This is a genomic window from Nostoc sp. CENA543, assembly GCF_002896875.1.
Taxonomy (GTDB): Bacteria; Cyanobacteriota; Cyanobacteriia; order Cyanobacteriales; family Nostocaceae; genus Trichormus.
The window spans coordinates 2,173,464-2,188,016 of sequence record NZ_CP023278.1; the positions used below are offsets into that span (position 1 = coordinate 2,173,464).

Genomic DNA, 14,553 nt, shown 5'->3' on the forward strand with positions numbered 1-14,553 from the left:
GATGGCGAAGAATTTAGCGATCGCGATCGGCGTTAACCAGTATGATTATTTGCAACCGCTAAATTATGCCAAGCGGGATGCAATGTTAATGCAGGATTTCCTCCGCAACGAGGCGGGGTTTAATCAGGTGTTCTTCTTCTCTGATGATTCCCCCGATATTGGCGGTAAATCAACTCGTCCCACCCGCGCTAATTTACTGCGAATTTTGCGCCAGTTATTTGAAACTCCCTTTATGGGCGCGGGTGATAACTTTTGGTTTTTCTTCAGTGGACATGGTAGCCGCCATGCTGGAAGAGATTATCTCATGCCTAGTGATGGCGACCCAGAAGATATTGAAAATACAGCCATTTCCATTAACTTAGTAACTGAACGCCTGCGTCGGTGTGGTGCGGATAATGTTGTGTTGATTTTAGATGCTTGTCGTAGTTTAGGAACTCGTGCTGGCGAAGGTATTGGGAGACAAACAGCAGAGGAAGCGCGTCAACAAGGAGTTATTAGTATATTTTCCTGTAGTCCACAGGAGTATTCTTATGAGATTGCAGCATTAGAGCAAGGTGCTTTTACCTGTGCGTTATTGGAAGGGTTGGGAATTCAGGGTAAATGTGCCACAGTTGAAAGGTTAAATCAGTATCTCAGTTTTCGCGTACCGGAATTGGTGCGTCAGCATAATAATAAGAGGCAAACACCTTATATTATTGCTGAACCTGTAACTAAATCTCATCTCATACTTGTACCGCGACACGCCACCCTAGCGGATATCGCCACACTGAAAAATGATGCTTATCGCGCGCAGTTCAAAAAAGATTTTGATTTAGCCAAGCAACTTTGGATTCGAGTGTTAGCTGCTGCATCAGGACAAGACTTGGAAGCGATAGAAGCCTTAGAACAAATAGCTTTGTTGCGAATCAATGTACAGCCACAACCAGTTAAGGTAGAAACTCCACAGCCAACACATCAAAATCTCAGCGAAAGTCAGAAACTTAGGCGGGAAGAAGAACGAAATAGACTCCAACGAGAATGGGAAACTCGGAACGAGAAAGTCAAACGTATCGGAGCAGCTTTCGCAATTGAGACTGATCCTAGTCGAAAGTTTCAGTTAGAACAGCAACTTCAACAGGAAAAAACTGAGCTAAAGCATCTGGAGAATGAGCTAGATGCAATTGAGAGGTTATTACACCCTCAAACTATTACGTCTCCAGAGCCGTCTAAGTCGGGTACTGTTAAAGAACCACCAAAAGACACCTTACCAACCTTTTCATTTGAAGTAGTGACGGTAAACGCACAAGGGAAAATCACCAACCGCCAAAACCGGACAGCAAAATATTTTGCAGAAGACTTGGGGAATGGTGTCAAGTTGGAGATGGTGCAGATACCAGGGGGAACATTTATGATGGGTTCACCGGAAGGGGAAGGACATGACAATGAAAAACCACAGCATCAGGTGACAGTTCCCGGCTTCTTTATGGGGAAATATCCAGTCACCCAGGAACAGTATCAAGCAGTTATGGGTGGTAGTAATATTCTTCAAAAGATTATAGGCAATAAAAATAATCCTTCCTACTTCAAAGGTGATAAACGACCTGTAGAGCAAGTCAGTTGGGATGATGCGGTAGAATTTTGTCAGAAATTGAGTCAGAAAACAGGAAAAACCTACAGGCTACCCAGTGAGGCGGAATGGGAATACGCCTGTCGTGCAGGGACAACCACGCCGTTTTATTTTGGGGAAACCATCACTACAGATTTAGTTAACTATGATGGTAACTATCCTTATGGTGCAGCAACTAAAGGTAAATATCGTAAAGAAACAACAAATGTAGGGATATTTTCGCCGAACGCTTTCGGTTTATATGATATGTGTGGTAATATATGGGAATGGTGTCAAGATGTATATAATAATGGCTACCAAGGCGCGCCGACAGATAGTAGTGCATGGTTAGCAGGTAGCAATAATAACATCAAGCTGCTGCGTGGCGGTAGTTGGAACAACAATGCCAGGAATTGCCGTTCTGCCAATCGCAATAGGAACGCGCGCGCGAATCGTAACAACAACGTTGGGTTTCGCGTGGTGGCTGTGGCTGTGGCGTGAGTACGCCCTATCGTCAGAGTCGGTAAGTGGGAATTTATCGAGCGTACATTAGGGAGTCCAGACCTGAACCAGTGAGGAAGGTGACGACCTCCGAAAATCAAACCGAGTCGGATAGCTTGGTAGGTTGCAAAACCGAAGACTTGTCCGGCTCAATAAAAATTTTTGTACTGAGTTTCATAACTGCTGCTCTAAAATTCTTTCAATATCCCGCCCAGCATAGAGAACCCGCACAACTTCAATGCTATCCTCCTGCTCAAAATAGAAAATCAGATATTTCTTAAAACCCTTCACAGCCCACTTACGCAACCCTTGCAAACGTGGATTTTCCAATAAATAAAGGCTACCCATCCCAGGTGTTCGTGATAACTGTGCAAATGTCTGTCGTGCAGAGTCGAAGAATTGCAACGCAGCATCAGAGTTTTCTAGCGAGATGTAAGCAAAGTGTTCATCAATATCTAAACTCGCCTGTGGCTTAATAACAATCCGTCTGGCCATTACTGTCTCTGACGTAGTTGTTCAACGAGTTTAGCGCGTTTTTCCTCCCACCACTCATCTGTTACTTCTACAACTTCTCCACTATCAAGACCTTCAATAAGTAGCGATTCTAACTGTTTTTGGGCGATACGCTGCTGTTCTTGGAAAATGAGATAATTAATATATTCGTTCGTATTAGCGTAGCCACCAGTCGCAACTTGTTGCTCAAGAAATTCTTGCAATTGCTCAGGAAGCGAAATATTGAGTTGAAACATGAGCAACCACCTCTTGCATTTATTGGCACACAATTCACAACTATTATGAAATAAACCATTGGAGTTATGCAAATCAACGTGTGCTTACCTCCATTCTGACTTTTCACGGCATCTGGAAAACCTCTCTCTAAATCTCTCTCCTGGGAGGAGAGAGACTTTGAATTTGTGGTTTAAAAGCACTGTAGAGACGTTACATTGCAACGCCTCTAAATCTAAGTTATTAGATGAAAATTTGCCGGATTAAAATACTCATCACCTCACCTTGGTTAGCCGTAGGTAACAGTGGACTCCAATCACCCACACTAGCGTAACCAATGACCTGCAAATAGCGAATCGTACTAGTAACAGCTTGGGGAGAACCGATGAGCAAATGCTTAATCTTGTCTCTTTGGGGAACTGGCTGTGTAGAAGAGTGATTGAGGTTGAGTGTATCTATATCTGCACTCTGCAAGTATTGTGTGAACTGTGCCATCATTGTAATTATCTCCTTGTTAGAGGGGCTAGATAACGGCGATCGCTTTCTTCTTGACCGGATTGGGCGATCGCCTTTATCATGCTTAAATAATAAAGTATAAAATTATACTTGTCAAGCATAAAGTCAATAATTTCTGTTAGGAATTATCCATTTTTTTAGAAATGAATTATGTATAATATTTACAATAATTTTTAATTAAACTACTCCAGAGACTAAGCTTAATTGAGGTAAAAATTTAGACTAGGAGCAAAGTTCAATGACAGCAATTACATTCAACCTCAACCGCATTATTCAACTAAATGACGAGCAGTTTTATCAAATGTGTCAAGAAAATCCTGGAGTTAAATTTGAGCGCAATGCTAAAGGAGAAATCATAGTTATGCCACCCACAGGAGGAGAAACAGGAAAATTTAATATAGAAATTGGTGCTGATTTTGTCATCTGGAATCGCCAAGCCAAATTAGGTGTATGTTTCGATTCTTCCACCTGTTTTAAATTACCCAATGGTGCAAATCGTTCTCCTGACGTAGCGTGGATCAAAAAAGCTAGATGGGATGCACTCACACCACAACAACAAAAGAAATTTCCCCCAATAGCACCAGACTTTGTATTAGAGTTAATGTCCCCCAGTGACGACTTAGAGGAAATTCAAGCCAAAATGCGCGAGTATATAGATAACCAAGTAAAGTTAGGTTGGTTAATTAATCCCCAAACCAAACAAGTAGAAATTTATCGTCAAAATCAGCCAGCAGAAATTCTCGATAGTCCTACCCAACTATCAGGAGAAGATATTCTACCAGGATTTATTTTAGATTTGGGGATAGTTTGGAATTAACCTACTGCTTGAGTGATGGGGATTTCAATCACAAACTCTGCACCATTCCCTGGTTCTGAATGACAATATAATTTGCCCTTATGTTTATCAACGACAATTTGATAACTAATAGATAAACCCAAACCTGTACCTTTACCTACACTTTTAGTAGTGAAGAAGGGGTCAAATAACTTGGAAACCACTGTGGCAGGAATTCCCGTACCATTATCTGCAATACTAATTCTCACCCAATTACTATGAATAACTTCAGTCCGAATTGTAATTTCTCCCTGTTCACTCATACATAAGCTTTCCAAAGCATCAATAGCATTACTCAAAATATTCATAAATACCTGATTCAGCTGTCCAGGGTAGCATTCCACCAGAGGTAATTCACCATACTCTTTAATTACCAAAATTTCTGGATGGTCTGGTTTAGATTTCAAACGATTATGTAAAATCATCAGAGTGCTATCAATACCTTCGTGAATATCCACATCCTTAAATTCTGCTTCATCTAAGCGAGAGAAATTACGGAGTGATAGAACAATTTCGCGAATGCGCTGAGTTCCGACACGCATAGATTTCAGCAGTTTGACTAAATCTTCCTTCAAAAAATCAAATTCAATATCAATTAATGTTTCTTGAATTTCTGCTGGCGGATAAGGATAATATATTTGATACAGTGCCACTAAGCGCAATAAATCTTGTGCGTATTCACTAGCGGGAATTAAATTACCATGAATAAAATTCACAGGATTATTAATTTCATGAGCTACACCCGCAACCATATTACCTAATGAAGACATTTTCTCACTTTGAATCAGTTGAGCTTGGGTAAGTTGCAATTCCCGCACAGTATCTTCTAAGCTTTCAGCTTGTTGTTGCAATTTTATTTCGGCTCGTTTACGTTCTGTGATGTTGGTTGATACCCCTAAAATTTGCTTAACTTTACCATCAGCATTGCGATTAAAAGGTGTTTCTCGACTGTATAACCAACACCATTCATTATTCTTATCTTTAACCCGAAATTCAAATTCTACAATCTCACCATCATTAGCAGTGAGAAATTGTTGGTGATAAATTGTGATTTTTGCCAAGTCTTCTGGGTGTAAAAGATTGAAGAGTAACTTGTCTCCCATCTTCTGCACTTCTTCTATAGAATAGCCAACCAGACTATAAAGTTCTCGGTTGGCGTAAACGTTACGTTGTTCTTCTAAATCAAAAATATAGATGAGATTAGGTGTAGAATTAGCAATGCGCTGAATTAAATGTTGACTTTCTCTGAGTGCGGCTTCAGCTTGTTTACGTTCTCGAATATCACGAGTAATAGTAGCAAAATACAAAGGTTCGTTCGTTTCTGGATTCTTCAGAATGAACATATTGTAATCAACGATTATCTCTGCTCCGGTTTGAAAGTGTCGGAAGCGAATCTCTTCTTCCCACATACCATGTTGTATAACTTTAGGAATTATAGATTGCTGTACATATTCTCTATCTTCTGGAAAAAAGAATTCAGAGATGTTTAAGTCTTCAGGGAATGATGGATGATCTAAACCCACCATTTTCCTACCAGCTTCATTCAGAAATATAGGTTTGCCTGCAAGAGTTGCAAAACCAATAAAATCACTACTATTTTCAATGACTGAGACAAATAATTGGCGTTCTTGTTCAGCCTTTTTGGTTTCAGTAATTTCTGTTGACGTGACAACAATTTGAGAAATGCGAGAATTATCATCCCAAAGAGGTGTAGCATTAATTAACCACCAAGTTTCCACTTCTTCATAGCGGAAACATTCCTCAAAGAATATGCTTTTTTTCGATTGAATACATTCTTTGTAGTGTTGACGATAGCGATTAGCCATATCTTCAGGTAACGCTTCTGTAATTGTTTTCCCCAACCAATGTTCTAAAGGCGTGAGGCTATTTCTTAACATGGCAGGATTGAAGTTCACAAAGCGATAATCTGCGCCATCATCCAAAACATCCAAAACACAAATACCATAATCTACACCTTCCCAGATACTTTGTAAGAATTGCGCCTGTTGTTGTAGCTGTTGTTGTGCTTGTTGGCGATCGCGTAGCGCAGCTTGTTGTGCAGTAATATCTAATAGATAGCCATACCAAACTATTTCTCCCTCTTGGCGGCGTTCTGGTTTAGAAACCGCCCTCACCCATTTCTGTTCGCCAGTAGTGGTAATGACACGCCACTCATGTTCAAACTTTTGCATAGTTTGGGCAGAAAGCGAAGTTGCAGCTTGAACATGAGGTACATCTTCAGGGTGAATATATGTAAGAGATAGAGAAGCATCATATTGTAATTCTTTTGGACTTCTACCCGTAATTTCTTGACATCCAGATGAAACATAGGAAAAAAACTGTGTACCATCAGGCTGGAGATGAAATTCGTAAAGCATCCCCGGCACATTGTCTGCTAATCTTTGAAATCTTGCTTCACTCTCCAATAAAGCCTTTGTCCGTTCCTCAACTCTGGTTTCTAATTCTTCATTCAAGCGTTTGAGTTCGGCTTCTGCTTGTTTGCGTTCCGTAATATCTAACATCACACCACAAAAGATGACTTCCCCTTGATGATTTCTCGTAGGAGTTGAGTCTCCCTGCCACCAGCGAATCTCACCATTAGGCTTCACCAAGCGTCCCTCATAATGCCACGAAGTAAGATTTTCTATTGCCTCAACCACAGAAGCAACATAATTATCTGTATCCTCTGGATGGATAAGCCCGATAAAACTACTTAAATCCTCCATCATTTCTAGAGCAGTAATACCAGCCAATTCCCAAATAAAATCGCTGACATAATCTATTCGCCAAACACCATCACAATATGTAAATTGAAAAATTGCCCCTGGTAAATTATTGGCAATATCCTGCAAACGTCTTTCACTATTGGCTAAAGCTATCTCTGCTTGTTTACGTTTAGTAATCACTTCCGTAAACATCACTGTACCGCCCACCACACCGGAATGTTCGTACCAAGGATGTATTTCCCACTTTACCCAATCAGTTGTGCCATCCAGGCGAATAAAAGCGTCCTCATCGCACTTTTCAATTGCGCCACTCAAACAACGTTGGTGAATTGTCTGCCAAAATGAGGAGACTTCCGAGCAGAATTCATAATGGGAATGGCCAATAATATCTTGATTCCCTAAGCCTAAATTTTCGCGCCAACGACGGCTAGCCAGCAAGTAGCGCATTTCTCGGTCAAAAACTGCGATCGCTGCCGGTGTATATTCCATAAATAAGCGCATCTGTTCTTGGCTGACTTTCTGCTTCTCATCTGCCACTAGTTGGCGTAGCTGTTTTAACTCTTTTTGTAGAGCTTCATAAGTATTTCTATCTACGGTTATCAGATGATCAGCCATAGTTGCGCCACTTCCTGATTCAGAGTTTGCTGGTAACATCACTATCTATGTTTCCCAATCTCTGGCTCATAGCATCAAGTCACGTCGCTTCGCTCCGAATTCAAAATTCAAAATACCCTTACGGGAAGCAAGCTACAAAATTCAAAATTGGAGATGTCTAATATACAGTGCTTCTTCGTTCTAATGTCTACAAACGAATTATTCTGCACTTATGCAAATTAATCTTAATTCTAACTTAACATTTCTCCTATTTGATGTTTAATTAATAACTGTTTTAATGTTGCATTTTCAGCTTTCAAAGCTAAAATTTCAGCTTCTAATTCGCTAATTCTTTCCTTCAGAGCTTCCTTAGAAGTACCTTGTCTATGAATTACTACCTCCTTATAAATTTCTAAATTAGTGTCTTCATTCATCCATCTTTGGTAAGTCTTGGTATGCTCTTGCACACTATGTCCCATGTAATCAGCCATAGTTTTAATTGGCACACGTAAACGATGCCCACGAATAGCATAGGCATGGCGTAAATCATAGGGTCTAAAATTTAAATTACTGTTCCTAAATCGGACGTAAAGTTTTGCAGTTCGATTACTCAACTTACCTTCATTAAAAGGTAATCTGATATTCTTTAATTGAAACAACTCTACCCACTGAGGATGTAAGGGAGGAATCCCACAACTACGCTCACCTGTTTTCGTTCCTTCCGTTAAACTGGGGTTCAAATTCACTAAATTAAATGTATTATTGGGGTTGATAAATGCCTCTAAATCTACCGCAAACAGTTCATGAGGTCTTAAGCCATAAGTTGCTAACATTCCATAAGCCCATTGCCATTGTTCTGGCTGTGTCAGGTTATCTTTACTTGTGTATACTGATAACGGCATACCCATTTGTAAATAGCCTTGAATGATTTCATCATCTGAAGGAATTTTGCGGATAGTTGGCTGGGGTTTAGCCGTAGCATAGGCATAAATAGTTTTGGATTCGTCAAAACCACAAAAATCACAGAATTTTTTGAGTTGCCATACTAAAAAAAACCGTGATGATGTATTGGGACGAGTTTTTTCTAAAGCTTCTTCTAAGGCTTGTGTCGATAGTGGGACATCTGGAGGGAGTTTTTTTAGATGTCGGAGATAATGACTTTCCCAAGTTTTAATACCCCGCCTATTCTGTTCGTGAGTCTTCCAGAATTCTCGCTCATATTCTTGGATTAACTCTGCAATCAGTTTTGTTGATGTACCCTGATTTACAGGTTCTATTCTCTGCGCTTGCTTACCTAGTAACTCTGGAGTCCATTGAAATTGTTTAGTAATTAATAATAAATCTAATTCTCTAGCTTTTAATACTGCCATCTTTACCCCTGCATCGTTAGCAGTAAAGCCACAAGAGATTGTGTATTGTTTATTAGGACTACCTTGTTTCCCAAAGTCTCCAGGTTTACAAGGGAAAGTACCCTGTAAGCCGATAGTTTTGGGACTGGTGAGTTTTAATTTAATCTTGACTCTATCTAAGTGTAAAGCTGTGTTAGCTTGTTGAATGGCGTATTTAATACGGAGATATTCGCGTTCTAACTTCGCTTGTTCATCAGCACTTGAATGTTTAGGTTTCCATAGCTTCCATTTAGAAGCATCCCATTGTTCAATCGGTATACCTTCCCATTCAGAATTGCGGGGGTTAAAAGTATTTGCAGGCATAATAGGGACTAGAAAACATTAGATAAGATAGAGATTTCAGTGCGTAGAACACTTGAGAGTGTGTCACACCATACTCAAATTATGTATATTCTATATTCTAGAATAAGATTATTTTTACATTCTTACTAATATTAAAGTAGTAGAATTAAGCTAGAAAGTATGGGATTTTCTGCGGAATAGATAGTAGTAAAACTGAAGTTAAGAAAGAAGATACACAATTAAAGTTATAGATTATGACTTCCAGATATTTTTTACCATTAATCATCGCCGCGATCGCAGCTACCACCGCTAGCTGCACCAACAACCTCCCAGAAGCCAGCACAACACCAAATAGTATATCTAGCACCCCAAACCAAAGCATGGCTCAACTAAGAGCCAAATCCAACACTGTCCAATCTCCCAACGACACCTCAAAAGCTATCTCTAGTAAGACAGTAAATGTCACTTTATATACTAGTGATGTTCAGTGCCAGGAATTTGTCCCGCAAAAAGTCACTGTACCAGCCACAGAACCCTTAACTAATGCCGTAGGTAGAATTATAGAAGAACAAGACACGGCTGATTTTAGCGTATCTGGTTATCGTGTCAGAGTTAAAAATGGTGTTGCTACCGTTGATTTACGACTTGCACCCCAATCTAAACGTCAATTCGCCTCCCTTTCTAGCTGTGAACAATTTGCCCTTTTTGGTAGTCTCCGCAAAACACTTACTAGTAATTCTCAGTGGAAAATTCAAGAAGTTCGCTTCACCAATAAGGGCGAAGAAATTGTACTTTAGTTATTTTTGGTTAAACCAAGCTTCTAAATCAGCAACAGTAGCAAAATCTAGTAACGCTTCTCCCAAGTTCTCTAGCTTTTCCAGCGATAATTCGTGAATTTGCTCGATGAATGCAGCATCTATTTCACCAATCCGGCGATTGAGTTGGCGTAGTATTAAATCTTGTTTCCCTTCTTGCTTTCCTTCCTGCTTGCCCTCTTGTTTGGCTTGTTCTCTATCTCTTTGATACAGTGGTTCTAATCGCATAATTAACTCCCTATCATCCGCTTCTAATTCTTGATTGACTTTTAAATTTTCGCGCAAGTTATAAACTAGTTCCAGTGTTGCTCTCTGGTATGGATGATTTAATGGTAACGCTTGCAGTTCGATAATTGCCTGTGATTGCACGTTTCCCCTGCCCAAAAGCCTCAACCATAGTGTTTCCGGTATTTGTGGTAGTTGATGTATGGCGACAATTGCCGTTCTTAGCGCATCTGGAAGAAAATGTACTCCTGTTAACCAATCTGATTTTTGTACCGTTCCAAAGCTGGATAATCTCATTTCCGAGACTGTGGGAGTAAGAACCCACAATTGAGGAATTTCTGAGTCTTGAAGTTTGGTTTTATTGGCTTTAGCTTCTCGTCTTAGTAAAGCTTTGATTTCCAACAATTTGAGAATACAATCACAGATTTCATCGGTAGATGCTGGATTGCGGAAGGGTTCTATAATTGCAGGATTTTGAGCAAATCTTCCTAGTAAACCTAGAATTTGTAAATTAGCGTTTCGCTGTTGATTAGGAATGAAGAAAACATCAATTTCTTTGATTTCGCCTGCAACTTTTTCTGATGTCTTGATTTCTCCATACTCTTTGAGTAGTTCTTCAAGATAGTCTTTGGCGAATTTGTCATGTATAAAGCGCGTCATTCTGTTTAAATTGGCATAGATTGAAAAATGTGATGACGCAGGTCGCATCATCTAAAAAAGCCTTGTTTTATTTTGAATTTTGTAGCTTGCTTCTCCCCCCTGCTCCCTTGCTCCCTGCTCCTCTGCTTTTTCATTCACCCTCCTGTATCCTCACTTCCCGCCTTTTTTAACCACTGTTCCACAAGTTCAGCCACAATATCACTCATTTGTCTCTCCTGCGCCACAGCCGCCGCTTTTAATTGGCGATGGAGTTGCTTAGGTAAGTAGATAGTTGTCCGCGCATAAGCTGGATCTGTGCTTTTAGTGGTAGAAGTGGGTGTATCTGATGTTGGCTGTGGCTGATCTCGCTGTTGACGACTGCGCGCTGCATCAATTAAATCGTCAAAACGACTAGTTTTTTTCTTATTATTCACGGTAAAATCTCCTTCCCTACTGCGGTGTAACACCGCCAAGCTATTTGTGAGTAAGCATCTTTGACTAAATTCACCGGCACGCCTTCTAAAGCCGCACGTTGAAAAACAGCTAATCGTCGAATTCCAGATTTAAACACAGGTAAGCCTGCATTTAATAGGGTTGTTCTGGCTTCTTCTCCAGCTTTATTGGGATGTGGTGGAATGATATTTAGCAAGATTTTATACTTTACTTTTAAATTTCTCAGCAAATCCACCATTTGTAACGTTGCAGCTAAAGCGATCGCATCTGGAGTAGTCGGAATGACTAATAAATCACATCCTTTAGCTAGGGTTGTTAGCTCATCTATATCTGGACGCGCTGGGGTATCAATGACTATATGCTCATAAAGCCTAGCTAAACTTACCCCCTGCTGCTCATCAGCCACCTTAAATGGTAAAGAACCGCGATTTGACCAATCTAAAGCAATACGGTTTAAATCACCGTCTATCAGAAGGGTATCAGCTTGATTTTGGAAATATGTAGCTAAGTGTAAGGCGGTTGTTGACTTCCCCACACCACCTTTGAAAGCCGCCACCGTAATAATCATTTCATTCTTCAATGCACATAATTTTCTGATTGTCGCACATCTAAGCATTTAAATGTTTAGATGTTTAAAAATTTGGATGTATTGTAATTAAAATAAAAGTATACAAGAAATATGTAGTTAAAATATTTAATTACTGATATTTTGTATATAGATATTTAATACTTAAAGTTTATTCAGTAAACTGTAGTGTGCAAAGTAAATTAATACAATAAAATACTAAGTACAGAAATCCCTAGAGCCAAGACTGCTTTGTAAAGGCGTATTACGTTGATAGACAGGGGATCTGAAAAGTTTTACAATTTGACTGAAAGTAGTAAAACTACTTATTGCTTCATCAACCCAAGCATAGTTAAAGATTTTCTAGTGATTCAGCTAGATCACAAAATCGCGCTATTAATATAAGAAAGTCTTGATGAGAGGGTAATAAACCAATGGATGTAAAGCTGATTCTCGTTGGGTTAACCGTTATATTTTCTATCTCGTGCCTATTCTTTGGGACGAAAAATGGGTTTTATGATTCTGATAACTATCACGGTAATGGCTCTGCCCATTGATCACTCAAGGTTAAAGGCCAGTTCCCCTGCGCCTTTAAACTGAGGTTTATTTTAATCAGGGTTTCCCAACCAGTGAGCGTTTGCAGAAGGTATCCTCCCCAATCAACAATCCATTTCTTTAGGGTTGAGAGGCAAAATGTCAAACTTACCCCTAAGCTACAAAAGCAAAACTCTTAGCAATGTTGGCTTTTGGGAAATGTCAAAGATAATGAGATTGGATGGGAGAAAAAAATGAGGGATAATTTGTCAGCATACTCCCAAGCTGACACTGAGGAAACTTCAACAGAATTGGAATGCTTTCCTTACAGTGTTCAGCATCAAGATGAGGGTGTATGCCTGTTGGTGCGGATGGGGCCACATCGCATCCTGCTAGACTGTGGTTTAGCGGACATTTCGTCCTTACAAAAAAATGTATCGCCATCGTCAAAGCTACCAGCAGATTTAGTTTTAGTCTCTCATGCCCACCCAGACCATGCTAGAGGGTTACTCTCACTACACCAAGTCTTTCCTAGTTTACCCATTTGTGCCAGTGAAGTAACCAGCAAGCTGCTGCCTTTAAATTGGTTAGAACAAGAAAAAATCCCCCAGTTTTGCCAAGCCTTACCATTGCGATCGCCCATTGAATTACAAAAAGGGCTAGTCGTAGAACTCTTTCCCGCCGGACATTTACCAGGGGCTGTAGCGATTCTCCTCACATACACCACAGCCCAGCGTGTGTATAAAGTCCTATACACAGGAGATTTTTTTCTATCCAACTCTCGATTAGTAGAAGGTTTACGGTTAGAAGAACTGCGGGGTTCAGATGTCAACGTGCTGATAGTGGAAGGGACTTACGGCACATCTCGCCACCCCCACCGCCGTCATCAAGAAAACCAACTCGCCGAACGCATCAATCGCGCGATCGCGGATGGTAATTCTGTGCTGTTACCCACACCCGCATTAGGTTTAGGGCAAGAACTATTAATGTTATTACGTTCCCATCACCATTTCACAGGCAGAGATTTAGATATTTGGGTAGATGGTGCTGTGGCTAGAGGATGTGATGCTTATCTGGAACTATTACCTTACTTACCACCATCAGTCCAAAACTTTGCCCGTCATCAGCCCCTATTTTGGGATGAGAGAGTCCGTCCCCGTGTGCGGCGGTTACAAACAGAACATCGAAATCAGATAGGCAAATCACCCTGCATTATTCTCACAGATATCACAGCAGACTTGAGTCAATACTGCCGCGCCGAAACAGGCCATTGGCTAATATTACTACCAGAAAAAATTGATGTCAGCGTCAGAAAAAAATATGCCGCACCCACAACCATAGAAAGCTACTTACTAGCACAGCACAGCGACGGGCCTGGCACAACCCAGTTAATTCATAATTTACGCCCCCAACACGTCGTTTTTGTACATGGTTCAGCCGCCTATTTAGCAGACTTAACCAGTTTAGAAGAATTACAAAACCGCTATCATTTGCATTCTCCCCTAGCTGGGACAACGGTAGAACTGCCCATTGGCGACACCTTCTTACAACCAGCCGCCCCAGAGGCCAATTATCAAGGTGAAGTCACCGAATTAGATACAGTCATCAACATTAGCCTACCCGATACCATTACCGGCGACCCCCGTTGGCGACAATTTGCCGATACGGGGTTAATTGAAGCCCGTTGGCAAGGAGAAGAATTAGTATTGAGGGGATTAACACCCAGAGAACTATTAAATCAAAACAGCGATCGCTATATCATCCCCGACGTTGACTGCTGCGGAACCTGCCGACACCAAAGAGGACAACGCTGCTGGAATCCCGCCTCCCCTCTATATAACTTTAGAGTCACACTAGAAGGTTATTGTCCCGCTTTTGAAGAGAATCAATAGGAATTAGGGGTGTAGGGGTGTAGGGGTGTAGGGGTGTAGGGGTGTGAGGGGAAGACAAGGGAGAAGAAGTCTTATTGACTAATGACTAATGACTAATGACTAATGACTAATGACTAATGACTAATGACCAAAAAATTAATACCCCCTGATGGCGTTGCTTCAGCAATCAGGGGGTGACTATAGGTGGTAGACTATAATTTGTTCTGTATAGTTGATTACGATTCGATTCTAAAACCTAAATCCCTCTTTGACCACT

12 protein-coding genes and 1 pseudogene are annotated in these 14,553 nt (G+C 40.6%); 4 read left to right on the forward strand and 9 right to left on the reverse strand.

Annotation, left to right across the window (positions count from 1 at the left end; translation table 11 throughout):
- Position 1 precedes the first annotated feature (1 nt).
- Positions 2–2,086 carry an SUMF1/EgtB/PvdO family nonheme iron enzyme gene (locus tag CLI64_RS09065; RefSeq protein ID WP_103136910.1) on the forward strand — a complete coding sequence of 695 codons (2,085 nt, stop codon included), beginning with the start codon at positions 2–4 and terminating at the stop codon, positions 2,084–2,086.
- A gap of 174 nt (positions 2,087–2,260) precedes the next feature.
- On the opposite strand, the gene CLI64_RS09070 is transcribed toward CLI64_RS09065, so the two are convergent.
- The 3 genes from CLI64_RS09070 to CLI64_RS09080 all read right to left on the reverse strand — a co-directional run bounded on the left by CLI64_RS09070 (position 2,261) and on the right by CLI64_RS09080 (position 3,310).
- A complete protein-coding gene (locus tag CLI64_RS09070) occupies positions 2,261–2,581 on the reverse strand; it encodes a type II toxin-antitoxin system RelE/ParE family toxin (protein WP_103136911.1) in 321 nt (106 codons plus the stop codon).
- Positions 2,581–2,835 (reverse strand): type II toxin-antitoxin system ParD family antitoxin, encoded by a 255-nt coding sequence (locus CLI64_RS09075; protein WP_103136912.1) that lies wholly within the window; start codon positions 2,833–2,835, stop codon positions 2,581–2,583. Before CLI64_RS09075 ends, CLI64_RS09070 begins: the two co-directional genes overlap by 1 nt.
- Before the next feature lie 220 nt (positions 2,836–3,055).
- Positions 3,056–3,310 (reverse strand): hypothetical protein, encoded by a 255-nt coding sequence (locus tag CLI64_RS09080; protein WP_103136913.1) that lies wholly within the window; start codon positions 3,308–3,310, stop codon positions 3,056–3,058.
- Positions 3,311–3,566: 256 nt separating this feature from the next.
- On the opposite strand from CLI64_RS09080, the gene CLI64_RS09085 reads away from it, so the two are divergent.
- A complete protein-coding gene (locus CLI64_RS09085) occupies positions 3,567–4,145 on the forward strand; it encodes a Uma2 family endonuclease (RefSeq protein ID WP_103136914.1) in 579 nt (192 codons plus the stop codon).
- Here the strand turns inward: CLI64_RS09085 and CLI64_RS09090 are convergent.
- From CLI64_RS09090 to CLI64_RS09095, 3 genes and pseudogenes are all read right to left on the reverse strand, one after another.
- Entirely contained in the window at positions 4,142–7,081 is a 2,940-nt protein-coding gene (locus tag CLI64_RS09090; RefSeq protein ID WP_264082507.1) for a PAS domain S-box protein, read from the reverse strand. The genes CLI64_RS09085 and CLI64_RS09090 overlap by 4 nt on opposite strands.
- A gap of 15 nt (positions 7,082–7,096) precedes the next feature.
- Positions 7,097–7,543: pseudogene (locus CLI64_RS32150) on the reverse strand (PAS domain S-box protein); the annotation flags it as partial.
- 191 nt (positions 7,544–7,734) lie between these two features.
- A complete protein-coding gene (locus CLI64_RS09095; protein WP_103136915.1) occupies positions 7,735–9,195 on the reverse strand; it encodes an integrase in 1,461 nt (486 codons plus the stop codon).
- A gap of 233 nt (positions 9,196–9,428) precedes the next feature.
- Between CLI64_RS09095 and CLI64_RS09100 the strand changes: the two genes are divergently transcribed.
- On the forward strand, positions 9,429–9,971 hold the full coding sequence (locus CLI64_RS09100; RefSeq protein WP_103136916.1) for a GerMN domain-containing protein: 543 nt from the start codon (positions 9,429–9,431) through the stop codon (positions 9,969–9,971).
- On the opposite strand, the gene CLI64_RS09105 is transcribed toward CLI64_RS09100, so the two are convergent.
- The 3 genes from CLI64_RS09105 to CLI64_RS09115 form a co-directional block, all read right to left on the reverse strand.
- Positions 9,972–10,874: a DUF4351 domain-containing protein gene (locus CLI64_RS09105; protein ID WP_103136917.1), complete on the reverse strand. Its 903-nt coding sequence runs from the start codon at positions 10,872–10,874 to the stop codon at positions 9,972–9,974.
- A gap of 134 nt (positions 10,875–11,008) precedes the next feature.
- Entirely contained in the window at positions 11,009–11,287 is a 279-nt protein-coding gene (locus CLI64_RS09110; RefSeq protein ID WP_103136918.1) for a CopG family transcriptional regulator, read from the reverse strand.
- Positions 11,284–11,874 carry a ParA family protein gene (locus tag CLI64_RS09115; RefSeq protein ID WP_103136919.1) on the reverse strand — a complete coding sequence of 197 codons (591 nt, stop codon included), beginning with the start codon at positions 11,872–11,874 and terminating at the stop codon, positions 11,284–11,286. Before CLI64_RS09115 ends, CLI64_RS09110 begins: the two co-directional genes overlap by 4 nt.
- Positions 11,875–12,659: 785 nt before the next feature.
- On the opposite strand from CLI64_RS09115, the gene CLI64_RS09120 reads away from it, so the two are divergent.
- On the forward strand, positions 12,660–14,297 hold the full coding sequence (locus CLI64_RS09120; RefSeq protein WP_103136920.1) for an MBL fold metallo-hydrolase: 1,638 nt from the start codon (positions 12,660–12,662) through the stop codon (positions 14,295–14,297).
- The last annotated feature ends 256 nt before the right edge of the window (positions 14,298–14,553 follow it).

Excerpts from the sequence above, each read along its gene's own strand:
- CLI64_RS09080 (WP_103136913.1), bottom strand. The coding sequence starts at position 3,310 with ATGATGGCACAGTTCACACAATACTTGCAGAGTGCAGATATAGATACA.
- CLI64_RS09090 (WP_264082507.1), bottom strand. The coding sequence starts at position 7,081 with ATGTTTACGGAAGTGATTACTAAACGTAAACAAGCAGAGATAGCTTTA.
- CLI64_RS09100 (WP_103136916.1), top strand. The coding sequence starts at position 9,429 with ATGACTTCCAGATATTTTTTACCATTAATCATCGCCGCGATCGCAGCT.
- CLI64_RS09085 (WP_103136914.1), top strand. The coding sequence starts at position 3,567 with ATGACAGCAATTACATTCAACCTCAACCGCATTATTCAACTAAATGAC.
- CLI64_RS09120 (WP_103136920.1), top strand. The coding sequence starts at position 12,660 with ATGAGGGATAATTTGTCAGCATACTCCCAAGCTGACACTGAGGAAACT.
- CLI64_RS09065 (WP_103136910.1), top strand. The coding sequence starts at position 2 with ATGGCGAAGAATTTAGCGATCGCGATCGGCGTTAACCAGTATGATTAT.
- CLI64_RS09115 (WP_103136919.1), bottom strand. The coding sequence starts at position 11,874 with ATGATTATTACGGTGGCGGCTTTCAAAGGTGGTGTGGGGAAGTCAACA.
- CLI64_RS09105 (WP_103136917.1), bottom strand. The coding sequence starts at position 10,874 with ATGACGCGCTTTATACATGACAAATTCGCCAAAGACTATCTTGAAGAA.
- CLI64_RS09095 (WP_103136915.1), bottom strand. The coding sequence starts at position 9,195 with ATGCCTGCAAATACTTTTAACCCCCGCAATTCTGAATGGGAAGGTATA.
- CLI64_RS09075 (WP_103136912.1), bottom strand. The coding sequence starts at position 2,835 with ATGTTTCAACTCAATATTTCGCTTCCTGAGCAATTGCAAGAATTTCTT.
- CLI64_RS09070 (WP_103136911.1), bottom strand. The coding sequence starts at position 2,581 with ATGGCCAGACGGATTGTTATTAAGCCACAGGCGAGTTTAGATATTGAT.